The sequence below is a fragment of the Brevundimonas sp. genome (genome assembly GCF_032107865.1).
Classification (GTDB): Bacteria; Pseudomonadota; Alphaproteobacteria; order Caulobacterales; family Caulobacteraceae; genus Brevundimonas.
This window is the reverse complement of the sequence record NZ_DAMCNG010000061.1, coordinates 1-13168: the sequence shown is the minus strand read 5'-3', so window position 1 is coordinate 13168 and position 13168 is coordinate 1. Positions and strand designations below refer to the sequence as shown.

The window sequence follows — 13168 nt, the reverse complement described above, 5'->3', positions numbered from 1 at the left end:
CCTGCCTCATGGGCTGCGCGGGCCGAGGCGCCCATCAGGCCCACGCCGCCGCCGCCATAGACGAAGCGCCACCCTGCCTCGGCCACAGCCTTGCCGAACGCCGCGGCCGCCTGGATGTAGCGCGGGTCGGTTCCGTCAGAAGAGCCGCAGAACAGGCAGACGGATTGGCCCTCGAACGGGGCGATGTTGACGGAGGGCAGGGACATGGAATCTTTGGTGACCTCGGGCGGCAAGTGAAGACAGGCGGGGAGCGTCATGCGGGCCGCGCCGAAGGGGCTGGGCCAAGCGAACGGAGCCGTCTATCTGGACACACAGCCTTATAGCGATGCGGGACAGGATGGAACGAAGGATCGGCCTGCGACTGAGTTTGAGCCTGGCGCTGGCGCTGGCGCTTTCGGCGTGCGGCGCCCCCAGGAGCGATGCGGAAGCCGATGCGGCCGAAGTGCAGGACGGCGACTGGATGGCGACGCCGCGCATCATCAGCGTCCTTTCACAGGCGTCTGGAGGCGTCCTGGTGCGAGGAGAATCCGCGCCAGGCGCGCGCGTGATCCTCAGTGGAACGGACGGCTCGGTTGTGGCCGCTGCTGCGGATGCGCGAGGGCGATTTGAACTGCGTGTCGGTCCGGCGGCGGTCGGGCAAATTCTGACGCCTGAAATCCAGATCGGTCAGGCGACGACGCCGGGACCGCAACGTCTGCTGGTGGTTGGTGAAGGCGGGCGTCTGGCCTCCTTGCTGACGGACGGCGGCGCCAGCCTGCGCCTGACGCCGGGTCCGAGTCTGGACGCCCTGGACGGCGATGGGCGAGGTCTGATCGCTTCCGGCAGGGCCGATCCTGGCCGAAAAATCGCGGTCCGGGCCGGAGGAGGCACGGCTCAGGCAGTGGCGGACTCGCATGGCCGTTGGGGCGTTGTCGTTCCCGTTGTGGGTGATCGAGCAGGCGATATTGAGGTGGATGGGCGCATCTTCCGTTATCCAGGCCCTGGTGCGCCCGCTGACCGGGCAGAGCGGGCCGGAGAGGGATGGCGGGTCACACGCCAGCTATCAGGCGCGGCGCGTCAGACGACTTGGTTTCCCGATCCAGGCGTCTGAATTCCAGGGACGATCGTCGTTAATGCCGCGTTAACCAAACCAGTTGATCAAGGGAGGGTCTTCTTTTTTTGAGGACACCCACCATCACCAAACGACTTTCAGCCCGATGCTCACTGCGTCGGGCTTTTTTCTTGCGCGTCGTTGCGAAGCGAGACGGACAGTCGGGATGGCGCTGTCACCGAGTTGCAGTAAATTTGGTCTAGACCAATCTTTCATACGAGAAGATTGGGCCGGACGTGAAATCGCTGACGCAAAAGTTGAAGAATGCGGGTCCGATCGGTTTCTCGATCTTCGCGGGCCTGGCGGGGTTTTGCGCCTACTTCTCCATGTACGCCTTCCGCAAGCCGTTCTCGGCGGCGACGTTTGAGGGGGTAGAGGGCTGGGCCTTCGTGCTGGACTACAAGGTCGCTTTGGTGATCGCGCAGGTCATCGGCTACGCCCTGTCCAAGTGGATCGGCGTCAAGGTGATCGCCGAGGCGGACGGTCAGGGACGCGGCCGCGCCATCCTGATGCTGATCGGCGCTTCATGGCTGGCGTTAGTGGCGTTCGCCCTGATCCCGGCGCCGTGGAATGTGGCGGCCCTGTTCTTCAACGGTCTGCCCTTGGGCCTGATCTGGGGACTGGTGTTCGCCTATATGGAAGGGCGGCGGGTCTCTGACGTGTTGGGCGCCGTGCTGTGCGCCAGCTTCATCCTGTCGTCGGGCGTGGTGAAGGCGGTCGGCAAGATGCTGCTGCAAGCGGGCGTCAGCGACCTGTGGATGCCGGCGGCGGCGGGCGCGGTGTTCATGCCGCTGTTGCTGATCTCGGTGTGGGGATTGGCGCAATTGCCCGGCCCCAGCGCAGACGATGAGCGCGAACGTGTGCGTCGCGCGCCGATGAACAAGGATGAGCGGCGGCGTTTCCTGGCCGATTACGGCCTAGGTCTGGCCCCGCTAATCGCCGCCTATGTGCTTTTCACCGCCTTCCGGGATTTCCGCGACAACTTCTCGGCCGAGGTTTGGGAGGCGGTCGGATATGGCGATGCGGCAGGGGTCTTCGCCGCCAGCGAGCTGCCGGTGGCGGTCATCGTCCTGATCGTGCTGGGCAGTCTGATCCTGATCCGCGACAACCGGCGCGCGCTGATGGTCATGCATGGCGTGGTGATCGCGGGTGCGGCCTTGATCGGCCTGTCGACCCTCGCCTTCCAGGCGGAGCTGGTGTCGGCGCTGACATGGATGATCCTGAGCGGCGCGGGCCTCTACATGGCTTACACCCCCTTCAACGCCATGCTGTTCGATCGGATGCTGGCCGCCACGCGCCGGATCGGGACGGCGGGTTTCCTGATCTATGTGGCCGATGCGTCAGGCTATATCGGCAGTGTCGTTCTGCTGCTCTATCGCAGCTTCGCGGCGCCGCAGCTGGATTGGCTGCAGTTTTTCATCGGCGCGGCCTACGCCTCAGCCGCAGCCAGTCTGGTTCTGACCCTGGCGTCGGCGCTCTATTTCGGTCGGAAGCTGGGACGAAAGCATCAGGCTCAGACGATACAGGCCGCGCCGGACGCGGCGGCCTCCTGACCACCTGAAGTCAGGGCGTGACGTCCAGATCGACCTTCACGCGCAGGGCGTCATGGCGCCAGTATTCGTGGTCGTATTCGACGATACGCCCGGCCGCGTCGAAGCTGGCGCGGATGACCAGAAGGCCCGGCGTGCCTGACTTTACGCCCAGAGCCTCGGCCTCTTCCTGAATCAGGGCGCAAGGCTGCATCTCGACCCGGTTGCGCGTCACCGCCAGCCGATAGCGGCTCTTCAAGATCTGGGTCAGCGAGCCGTCCAGGTCGTGCGCCAGCAGATCCGGCGCCCGTTCCGCCTCGACATAGATGCGCTCGACCAGCACCGGCCGCCCGTCGATCAGACGCCGACGCCGGATCAGGTGCACCGGCGCGCCTAGCGGCAGACCCATGGCTTTGGCGACCCCGTCCTGCGCCTCGACCGAGGCGGTCGACAGGGTCTCGGTCGCGGGCTGGCGGCCCTGCTCGGCGACATAGGTCATGAAGCCCGCCCAACGGGTCGGATCATAGGTTACGGGCTCAGGCGAGACATACCAGCCGCTGCGGTCGCGGCGGAAGATCATCCCCTCGGACTCCAACTGGAACAGGGCTTCGCGGATCGTGCCGCGTGCGACGCCCAGTCCATCCTGAAGCTGGCGTTCCGACGGCAGCTTGGCGCCAGGCTTCAGCGCGCCGCTGTGGATCTGGCGGGCGATATGGTCGCGGGCCACCAGATAGCGGCCCCGATCACCGGCAGGCGTTTCGGTCGGTGAATTCCACCAGGCAGGCGCAGGGGCGGCGGACATGAAAGCTCGTCGGCTGAGAAGGCGTTGACGCCTTATCGCGTCTTCGCGTCCCGGCGTCGATCCTTTGCGCCGCCCGCAATGAAAACGGCGGCGACCCTTTCGGATCGCCGCCGCCAGGACATCGGACTGCCGATGGCCTCAGTAGCTGTAGCTCATGCGGAACAGGAAGGTCCGGCCCGGCTCCATGTAGTCCTTCATGTAGCTGGGGCTTTCACCCTTGGTCGTATAGTAGCGGTGGCCGTCCAGAATGTTCTGGACGTCGAAATCGACCGCCAGCTGTTCATTGACGTGATAGCGCGAGTGGAAGTCGAGCGTCTTGGTCGGTTGCACCCATTTGTCGACGGCGTTGTCGCGCAGATCCTCGATGTACTCGCCCTGATAGTTGTAGGACAGGCGCGCCTCAAATCCGTACTTCTGATAGGTCAGCGAGGCGTTGTACATCAGGTCCGGTGCGCCGACGAAGGAGATCGGACGGCCCTTGCGGTAGTCCAGCCCCGTCTCGCCCTCGCTGGTCTGCAAGGTCAGATTGCCCTCGAAGCCGAAGCCGTCCAGCGGCGCGGCCAGACCGTCGAAGCTCTTGATGAAGTTGAACTCGACCCCGGCGATCTCGGCGGTATCGCCGTTCTTGGGTTGGGTGATTTCGATGAAGCCCTCGGTCGTGGTGGCGTCAACCTGGCTGCCGTTGGTGAAGATGAAGTTGTCGATCTTCTTGTAGAAGACGCCGGCCGACAGGACGCTGCTGCGGTCGGGATAGAACTCGGCCGACAGGTCCAAATTCAGCGCTTCCGCCGGCTTCAGATCCGGATTGCCGCGGCTGATGGCCAGGATCTCGTTCGTCACCGGATCGCGCGTCACCGATTGCCCGCCCGAGATGTAGCCGTACTCGGGCCGCGAGAAGCTGGTCCACAGGGCGGCGCGATAGACCCACTGCTCGTTCGGACGATAGGTCGCCGTCACGCTGGGCAGAAAGACGCCGTAGTCTGCGTCGCTGGTATCGAATCCGCTGGCGTCGCCGTCGTCCGACCAGAAGGTGTTCTTGACGTCGGTCTGTTCATACCGCCCGCCCGCGATGACCTGCAGGTCGCCCCAGCGCAGCTGCGCCAGGGCATAGGCGGCGTAGATGGTTTCCTGGCCCTGTTTGTCGTCCTGGCTCAGGCGTTCATAGGACATGGAGGACGGGGTGGCGGCCTCGGCCGCGCGGATGGCGGCGATCACCCGTTCGCGGTTGAAGATAGCGCCATAGTAGTATCGGCCGCCCAGGATGCGATCGACCTCGCGTTCGATCAGGCCGGAGGCAGCCATGGACTGGCCGTCCAGCGGCGTACCGGCGAAGTCGCCGTCCCAGATCGGGGTGCTGTCGTACTCACGTTCGGATTTCAGGTATTTGGCGCCGATGCGGACCTGTTCCAGCGGGCCGCGATCGACCTGGTAGCGAGCGTCGACCTTGAAGGCGAGGCGGTCGTCCTTCTGGCGCGAACGGCTGTGGCCTGCGCCGTCCAGCGGCAGCAGCGACGGGTCGCGCTCAACATGGGCGGCGAAGGCGGGCAGTTGCGGCATGGGGAAGCGTCCATCGTAGGACGACCACAGCAGGCCAGTTTCATCCAAAGGCGCGGCGCAGGCGTCGCAGTTGTAGCCGATGGAGTAGTTGTCGGGGTTTTCGCGTTCGCCGAAGCTGTAGCTCAGGTCATAGCTCAGCTCGAGCGCGTTCAGCCGGCTGACGCCGCCCAGGTTGACGGTGGCCAGGGTCTGGTTCTCGTCGGAAATGTCCATGTTGCGCGAGAACTGGAACGCTTGCGGATCCCACACGCCCGAGCGGCCGTGCAGGGACCAGTAGGATTTGCGGGTCCGGTCCGCATCGGTGATGCGGCCGTCGCCATCGGCGTCGACGATCTGGCCCGTCGTATAGCCGTAGATGGCGCCCAGATTTGCATCCTGGCCGATGATCATCTTTTCCGGCGCCGACAAGCTGCGGTCTTCGTCGTTCACCTGGGCCAGGCGCGTGGTCGGGCGGCTGCGATAGTCGGTCCAGTCATTGGTCGAGGCGCGCTCGAAGCGGTTGTACTGGCCGCGCAGATAGAGGTCGTGATCGGCTCCGCGATAGTCGAAGGAGACGTTGCCGCCATAACGCTCCTGTTCGTTGCGGCGGTAGTCCAGGTCAATGCCCGGCAGGTACATGGAGCGTTCGTCGATCGCCTCTTCCGCGTTCTTGCGCCAGATGTAGGGTTCCCACTCGCCGTCGTTCTCGGTCTCTTCGGTGACGCCGTTCGATCGGCCGTAGTTGACCGAGGCGAAGACGCCGAAACGCTCGTCCGTCAGACGGCGGCCGAAGTCGGCCTGCAGCAGGTAGTTGTCCGAGGATTCGCCCTGATCCTTGGCGCGGTCGTTGAAGCCGTAGCTGGCGAACAGGCGCGCCACCGGGGCGTTGAAATCGAAGGCGTTGGGCGTGCGGAAGTCGATCGAGCCGCCGATGGCGTCGCCGTCCATGTCGGGCGTCAGCGTCTTGGACACCGAGATCGCCTGCAGGCCGTTGGGCGGCAGCACCGTCATCGACATCTTGCGGCTGTCGGTGTCGGTCAGGGCCACGCGCACGCCGTTGATCGAATAGGCGTTGAAGGTGCCGGCGAAGCCCCGGACGGTGACGTACTCGCCTTCGCCCGTCGTCTGGTTGACGATGACGTTGACCCCCGGCAGGCGAGCCAGGGCGTCGGCGACGTTGGCGTCAGGCAGCTTGCCCATGTCATCGGCCGACAGAACGTTGACCACGCCGTCGGCGCGACGTTGGGCCGAGATGGCGTTGGCGGTGCCCAGACGCTGACCGGTCACCACGACTTCGCCGACGACGGTCGGCTGGGCTTGATCTTCTTCGGAAGAGGCGGCGATGGCTGCGCCCGAAACGGCCCAGGCCAAGGCCAGGGCGCTGACGCCCGCGACGCGGTTCGCCGTGCGTGGTGCAACGGCGGCGGAATGAAACGACATTGGTGATCCCCACCCAGAGTCCAGAAATCTTGGCTGGGGGAGGGCGCTGCTCGGGCCGTCCCCCGTCCGCATCGGCGGACGAGGGCGGGGTAGCCTCAAGCCAAACTGGTGTAAACCAGTTGCTTTGATCTACACAAAACATTCACGGTTAGAATGTTTGCATATATGAGTATTGTTATCCGATCTCGGATTTATGCGCGTTGCTATTTCAGCGCCGCCTGGATGATGACGATATAATGCGAGACATCAGGCGTAATCACGCCGGGCTGCTTGCCTAGGTCGTCGTAGCGACGCAGGCGAAGGGCCTCCTTGAAAAACGGGTGCGCCTCAAAGGCAGCGCATTCCGCCCTGTCGAACGGGCCGCCCTGAAGACTCAGGCTCAGCGCCGATGCGCCGCTCAGGCCCTCAAGATAGCCCGGCTCAATGGCGCACAGATACCGTTTGGCGGCGACGTGCAAGGCGATCGGAGCCGTCACCGCTTCAGGAAACCATTGAGATAGAAAGGCTTCGCCCAGCTTTTCGTGAGCGGCGTCATAGCCGTGATCCTCGGCCGCATCGCCCGCGCCTTCAAGGAACTGCCCCACGTCATGCAGCAGGGCTGCTGCGATCATGGCCGGAGTGTCGCCGGCGTCTTCCGCCAGCTTGGCGCATTGCAGCATATGTTCGCGCTGATTGACGTGCTCGCCGTAGCGGCTTTCGCCATGGCGGTCGAAGAGGTCGGTAATCTGCTTCACAGGCGTAGCCCTCGCCGTCGACCAGAGGTCGCAAACGGCTGATCAGTTGTTGTGGAGTGTTTCTGCGCCCGGCCAGTCATTAAACAGTCATGGCGAGCCCTTATTGGTCTATACCACAAAATCGTCTCCAGCAAGACCACGGACAGATTGTCATGAACCGCACGCTCATCGCCGCCCTGCTAGCTTCGGCCTGCCTGATCCCGACTGGCGTTCAGGCGATGCAGGGCCAGGCCTGGGACTTCACGCCGCGCTATGAATTGCCGCGCGGCGCCGGGCCGCAGCGTACGGACACGCCGTCGCCGACAGCGAACCTGACCCCGTCCGCGACCACCATGCGGTTCAACGACATGGCGCCGACGGAGCGCCGAACCCTGGAAACGGCTTTTGATTCCAGACGCGATTTCACCGTCGAGATGTGGATTCTGGACCATGTGAATCACCCGGTCGCGGCTGTCCTGACGCCGGACGGCGCGAGCGGCGCGGCGCCCTGGCTGCTGTCTTATCGCGACGGCCAGGCTTCGTTCGGCCCGGCGGGCGCGGCCATGGTCGACGCCCCCGACTACAAAGACGTCTGGCGTCACGTCGTGGGGGTACGTCAGGGCGATACCTGGCGCCTTTACGTCAACGGCGCCCTCGCTGGATCGATGTCGGCGCGCATGACCGGCGTCTCGGAGAGCTCATTGGCGCTGACGGCCTATCTGGGGGCCGAGCCCTATATGTCCCTGCCGGACCTGGTGCGCGGCGCAACCGTGCACGACCGCGCCCTCAGCGCCGCAGAGGTCGAGGCCGCCTTCGCAGCCCGCGCCGCCCTGGTCGATCAGGGCCGCCTGAACGCGGAGACCTTCCACTTCACCCAGCCGCCTTATCTGAACGCCCCGACGACGCAGGACATCCAACTATCGTGGGAGACAGATCGTCCAGCCCACTTCACCGTCGCCTGGGGCGAGACGGAGGCTCAGATGCGTCGCATCGAGGTTCCCGCCGCCGACGAGGGCCGTCTGGGCGGCGCGACGCTGGACGGCCTGAAGGCCGACACGCCCTATTTCTATCGCGTCACGGCCTCGACCGAGGATGGGCGGACGCTGGACTCCGGTTTGTTGTCGTTCCGTTCGGCGCCGCTGCCCGGCGCGCCCTTCGTCATCGCCGTCTCGGCCGATACCGAGGCGCGCCCTCACATCAATAACCGCATGAGTCAGTTGATCTGGGAGGAGCGTCCGAATCTGCTGTTGCTGGCTGGCGACCTGACTGACGGCGGCGACATCGAGCGCCGCTATCAATGGACGCACGAGTATTTCCTGGGCATGGGCGGTCTGTTCGGGCGCCTGCCGGTCATCACCGCCCCCGGCAACGGCGAGGGCGAGCAGCACTGGTTCCGCCGCTACCATCGTCAGCCAGGAGACGAAGCCTATTTCAGCCACCGCTACGGTGACGTCGAGTTCTTCGTCCTCGACAGCAATCTGGAGGACAGCGAGGAGCGACAGCCCGGCTTCCGGGCACGCCAGGCCGCCTGGCTGGAGCAGGCCTTGGCTCGCTCCACTGCCCGCTGGAAGATCGCCATGCACCACCATGACGTCTTCACCAGCGATGAAGACGATCACGGCGACAGCTGGGCCGCCCGCTCAACCTATGGCAGCGAGACGATGCAGCGCGAGTTCACCTCGATCTTCGAGCGCCATGGCGTGGATCTGGTCATTTACGGCCACCTGCACGCCTATGAGCGCACCTGGCCGATGACGCAGGGCGCGGTCGATCTCGAGAACGGCGTCACCTATGTCCAGGTCGGCGGCATGGGCGGCAATCTGGAAGACTTCGCGCCGAACAAGCCGGCCTTTAGCGCCAAGACCGCCCGGACGCACCACTATGTCATGCTGCGCGGGGCAGGAGATCGGATCGAGGTCGAGATGATCGATATCGAAGGCCGCTCGCGTGACCGCTTCAGCCTGACGAAATAGTCCGCGTTTCAGTCTGGTCGGGTGAGGCGTCGATCCGGGAAGGCGTCCGCGAGGAAGGTCATGAAGGCGCTCACCTTGGGGCTGACGAAGCGCCGGGAGGGGTGGAGCGCCCAGAGCTCGATCGGACGTTCGGTGACCGCGCCCCAACTCATGAGGCGCCCTTCCTCCACGTCGGCATGGACCATGTAGCGAGGCAGGACGGCGGCGCCGATCCCGGCGCGGACGGCGTCCTGGATCATGATGAGGGATGACAGCCTGAGCTTGACGTCGGGCGTCATGGACCGATCGCCGCCGGGCGCCAGGATGGTCCAGGGCCCGCTGTCGAAACTGGTGGTCATGGCCACAGTGGGCAGGTGGCTGTTTGCGGCCTCATTCTCCACCCTGTCGAACACGGTCGGGCACGCTACGAGCAGCATGTCGTCGCGGGCGAAACACCGCCCGACCAGGCCGTCGTCCGGGGCAGGGTTGACCCGGATGGCCAGGTCGAAGCCCTCCTCGACCAGATCGACCTTGCGGTCTTCGGCCGTCACTTCGAGGATGACCTCGGGATAGGCCTTGGAGAAATCAGCGGCCAGGGCGCCCAGGGAGGTGTGGGCGAACAGCACGGGCGCGCTCACGCGCAGCCGTCCACGCGGGCGGGGCGCGCCAGAAGACAGGCTTTCGCCTATGGCCTTGATCTCATCCAGCAGATCATCGGTGCGGTGAAACAGGGCGGAGCCCTCGTCCGTCAACCGGACGCCGCGGGCGCTGCGGTCGATCAGACGAACTCCCAGACTGGCCTCCAGCGCCATGACGTGTCGCGACAAGGTGGCCTTGGAGCGCCCGCTCATGCGGCTGGCTTTCCCCAAGCTGCCGTGCAGGGCGATGAGGTTGAACGAGGAGAGCGCTGAGAGGTCCATAACCGGTTCACTTTTGAGACGGGTTGTATTGATAATGATCTCTTAGATTTGAAAATGGAACGCTCCATCTTGGCTCGGACAAGGGCGCGCAGGTCATTTGGCCGGAAGACGCGCTGGATGAAGGAGCCGGCCGATGCCGAGTATTTGGGATCCCATAAAGATCGGGCGCATGACGTTGAACCATCGTTTCGCGATGGCGCCGCTGACACGAAGCCGCGCCGCGGCGGACGGGACTCCTGGACCTCTGGCGGCGGAATACTATGGTCAGAGGGCGTCTCTGGGTCTGCTGATCAGCGAGGGGACGCAACCTTCAGCGGACGGGCAAGGCTTTCCCAACACGCCGGGCGTTTACACGGACGATCATGTCGTCGGCTGGCGTCGCATCGTCTCATCCGTGCATGCGGGCGGCGGGCGACTGTTCATCCAGTTGATGCATGCCGGTCGGATGTCGCATCCCGACAATACGCCTCATCACCGCGATCCGGTCGCGCCGTCTGCGATCGCCGCCCAGGCAAGCGTGTTCACCTTCGACGGCTTGAAGGATGCGCCGACGCCGCGCGCCCTGTCGCCCGACGACATCAAGACCACGATCGCCGACTTCCGTCACGCCGCGCTGTGCAGCATCGAGGCCGGCGCCGACGGGGTCGAGATTCACGGCGCCAACGGGTATCTGCTGCAGCAGTTCTTCTCGCCCAACACCAATGTCCGCACGGACCGCTACGGCGGCTCCATTGAGAACCGCGCCCGCTTTGGGGTGGAGGTCGCGTCTGCCATCGCCCAGGCGATCGGACCGGACCGCGTGGGCATACGTTTGTCGCCGGGATCGCATCAGGGCGACATCGACGAAGGGCAGGACGTCGCCGCCTTCTATCTGTATCTGGTGGGCGAACTGGCCAAACTCGATCTGGCCTATCTGCACATCGCCCACGGGGGAGACGACGACCTGCTGAGGCGTATCCGCGAGGCCTGGCCCAAGGCGCTATTGGTCACGCGGATCAATCGGCCGCTTGAAGACGCCGCGTCGGATGTAGAAGCCGGTCTGGCCGATATGGCGCCGGTTGGGCGCTGGGCGCTAGCCAACCCGGACTTCATCGATCGTTTCAAGCACGGCGCAGCGCTTAATGCGCCCGATCCCGAGACCTTCTACGGCCTTGGTGCGCAAGGCTACACCGACTACCCCAGGCTCAATGAAGCGAGCGCCGCCGCCTGAGGGCTGCGCGCTCTTGAAGGTCCAAGCGCATCCGAGGTCGCTACGACCTGTTGCTCACTCGCAGGAATGATCCCATGCCCTTCGTCACGACGGATGATGACGTCTCGCTGCACTACACGGATTGGGGACACGGCCCGCCCGTCGTCCTGATCCATGGCTGGCCGCTGGATTCCCGAATGTGGGAATATCAGGCCGGCGCCCTGGCTGACGCCGGCTATCGCGTCATCGCCTATGACCGTCGAGGCTTCGGCCGGTCTGACCACGCTGACGGAGGTTATGACTATGACCGTTTGGCGGATGATCTCGATACCCTGATCCGGCGCCTCGATCTGAAGAACTGCGCCCTGGCGGGCTTCTCGATGGGGGCGGGCGAGGTCGCTCGTTATCTATCGCGTCACGGCGATGCGCGGATCGACCGCGTAGCGCTGCTGGCCGGGGTGACGCCATGCCTGCTCCAGAGGCCGAACAATCCGAACGGGACGCCGCGCGAGGTCTTCGACGGTCTGGCGCAGGCCTTGTCCGACGACCGCATCGGTTTCCTGGCCGGCTATGTGCAGACGGTGTTTCGGGCTGGTGCTGATCCGACGGTCAACGCAAGCATGAAGGCCTGGTATCTGTCCATGGCCTTTCAAGCGTCAAAGCGCGCGACCGAGGCCACGGCGCGCGCCTGGTCGGGAACGGACTTCCGGGCGGACATGGCCGCCTTCACCCGCCCGACGCTGATCCTTCATGGAGCGCAGGATCAGAGCGCGCCGCCGCAGATTACGGGACGCGCCGCAGCGGCCGCGATCCCTGGCGCGCGCTACATCGAGTACCCGGACGCCGACCATTTCATCGTAGTCGATGAGCGGCGAAAAGTTCTCGCCGACCTGCTGACGTTCCTGGGCGAGAGCGAGGCGGCTGGTCTGAAGGGCTGAACCATAGCTGACAAAAGGTGTCAGTATGGGGCGCTAAGACATCCTCCATCGACAGTAGCCAGATGGAAAAGCGCCATGTCAGATTCGAACCGGGTGACCCTCTATTATTCGCCGCAAAGCCGGGCGACCGGCGCGCGTGTGCTGTTGGAGGAGCTGAGTGCGCCCTATGACCTTCACGTTCTCAATGCGAAGGTCGGGGAGCAGCGCGAACCCGCCTATCTAGCCATCAATCCACTGGGCAAGGTGCCGGCGATCCGTCATGGCGACGCGCTTGTGACGGAGCAGGTGGCGATCACCATCTATCTCGCCGATCTGTTTCGCGAAGCTGGCCTGGCGCCTGGATTGAACGATCCGCTGCGTGGACCTTACCTCCGCTGGATCGCCTACTATGGTTCATCGTTCGAGCCGGCGCTGATCGATCGGTTCATGCAGCGTGAACCGGCTCCGGTCACGCAATCGCCTTATGCAGACTACGGCACCATGCTTGGCGCTCTTGAGGCGCAACTGTCGAAAGGGCCTTACCTCTTCGGTGAACGCATGACGGCTGCGGACATCCTGTGGGGCGTCGCGCTCAGTTGGACCATGATGTTTGGCATCGTACCCAAGAGGGACGTTTTCGTGCGCTATGCCGAGCAGATTACCTCTCGGCCCGCATTCCAGCGGATCACAACTGCTGACGCCGCGCTGGCGGCGGAGCATGCCGCAACGGTCGGGGATTAGCCGAGCAACTGGTTAGATATCGTAGAGTTTGAGCGGCGTTAACAGGAAGCGCCCCGCTCTTTCGTAAGAAAACGCGGGCCCCTTCGACTATGGAGTCATGAACCTCATCGACACCTCGCCGCCTGGTACCTATGAAGGCGCTGACGAACGCTATCAGCGGGCTGCGGGCCAGTTCGGACCCGCGTTGAGCCGCCTTGTCTCCGGCTACGAGGCCAACGCGGCCGAGCGACAGGATCTGCTGCAGGAAATCCACCTTCAGCTGTGGCGCAGTCTGGCCAGGTTTGACTGTGGATCGGCGTGGAAAAGGGACCCCGTTAGCGGTGTGATCGGCGTCGAATA

11 protein-coding genes and 1 pseudogene are annotated in these 13168 nt (G+C 64.5%); 7 read left to right on the top strand and 5 right to left on the bottom strand.

Annotation, left to right across the window (positions count from 1 at the left end):
- Nucleotides 1-206 (bottom strand): annotated as a pseudogene (locus RT567_RS07370) (TIGR00730 family Rossman fold protein); the annotation flags it as partial.
- Nucleotides 207-337: 131 nt separating this feature from the next.
- Between RT567_RS07370 and RT567_RS07365 the strand changes: the two are divergent.
- Together RT567_RS07365 and RT567_RS07360 are read left to right on the top strand one after the other, a co-directional pair.
- Nucleotides 338-1090, top strand: a complete 753-nt coding sequence (locus RT567_RS07365) for a hypothetical protein (RefSeq protein ID WP_313575428.1) — start codon at nt 338-340, stop codon at nt 1088-1090.
- A gap of 236 nt (nt 1091-1326) precedes the next feature.
- Nucleotides 1327-2643, top strand: coding sequence for a DUF5690 family protein (locus tag RT567_RS07360; protein ID WP_313575426.1), 1317 nt, complete (start codon nt 1327-1329; stop codon nt 2641-2643).
- A gap of 10 nt (nt 2644-2653) precedes the next feature.
- On the opposite strand, the gene RT567_RS07355 is transcribed toward RT567_RS07360, so the two are convergent.
- The 3 genes from RT567_RS07355 to RT567_RS07345 all read right to left on the bottom strand — a co-directional run bounded on the left by RT567_RS07355 (nt 2654) and on the right by RT567_RS07345 (nt 7131).
- Entirely contained in the window at nt 2654-3421 is a 768-nt protein-coding gene (locus RT567_RS07355) for a UTRA domain-containing protein (protein ID WP_312160399.1), read from the bottom strand.
- Between the two features lie 138 nt (nt 3422-3559).
- On the bottom strand, nt 3560-6397 hold the full coding sequence (locus tag RT567_RS07350; RefSeq protein ID WP_313575424.1) for a TonB-dependent receptor: 2838 nt from the start codon (nt 6395-6397) through the stop codon (nt 3560-3562).
- Nucleotides 6398-6600: 203 nt separating this feature from the next.
- Nucleotides 6601-7131 (bottom strand): phosphonate degradation HD-domain oxygenase, encoded by a 531-nt coding sequence (locus RT567_RS07345; RefSeq protein WP_313575422.1) that lies wholly within the window; start codon nt 7129-7131, stop codon nt 6601-6603.
- A gap of 152 nt (nt 7132-7283) precedes the next feature.
- Between RT567_RS07345 and RT567_RS07340 the strand changes: the two genes are divergently transcribed.
- Nucleotides 7284-9083, top strand: a complete 1800-nt coding sequence (locus RT567_RS07340) for a metallophosphoesterase (RefSeq protein ID WP_313575420.1) — start codon at nt 7284-7286, stop codon at nt 9081-9083.
- An 8-nt stretch (nt 9084-9091) separates the two neighbouring features.
- Here RT567_RS07340 and RT567_RS07335 read toward each other — a convergent pair whose 3' ends face one another.
- Nucleotides 9092-9982 carry a LysR substrate-binding domain-containing protein gene (locus RT567_RS07335; RefSeq protein ID WP_313575418.1) on the bottom strand — a complete coding sequence of 297 codons (891 nt, stop codon included), beginning with the start codon at nt 9980-9982 and terminating at the stop codon, nt 9092-9094.
- Between the two features lie 133 nt (nt 9983-10115).
- Between RT567_RS07335 and RT567_RS07330 the strand changes: the two genes are divergently transcribed.
- The 4 genes from RT567_RS07330 to RT567_RS07315 all read left to right on the top strand — a co-directional run.
- A complete protein-coding gene (locus RT567_RS07330; protein WP_313575417.1) occupies nt 10116-11192 on the top strand; it encodes an alkene reductase in 1077 nt (358 codons plus the stop codon).
- Nucleotides 11193-11266: 74 nt separating this feature from the next.
- A complete protein-coding gene (locus tag RT567_RS07325; protein WP_313575415.1) occupies nt 11267-12109 on the top strand; it encodes an alpha/beta hydrolase in 843 nt (280 codons plus the stop codon).
- A gap of 75 nt (nt 12110-12184) precedes the next feature.
- Nucleotides 12185-12829 carry a glutathione S-transferase family protein gene (locus RT567_RS07320; protein WP_313575413.1) on the top strand — a complete coding sequence of 215 codons (645 nt, stop codon included), beginning with the start codon at nt 12185-12187 and terminating at the stop codon, nt 12827-12829.
- A gap of 97 nt (nt 12830-12926) precedes the next feature.
- Nucleotides 12927-13168, top strand: a 242-nt coding sequence (locus tag RT567_RS07315) for a sigma factor (protein ID WP_313575412.1), incomplete at its 3' end; no start/stop codon positions are given.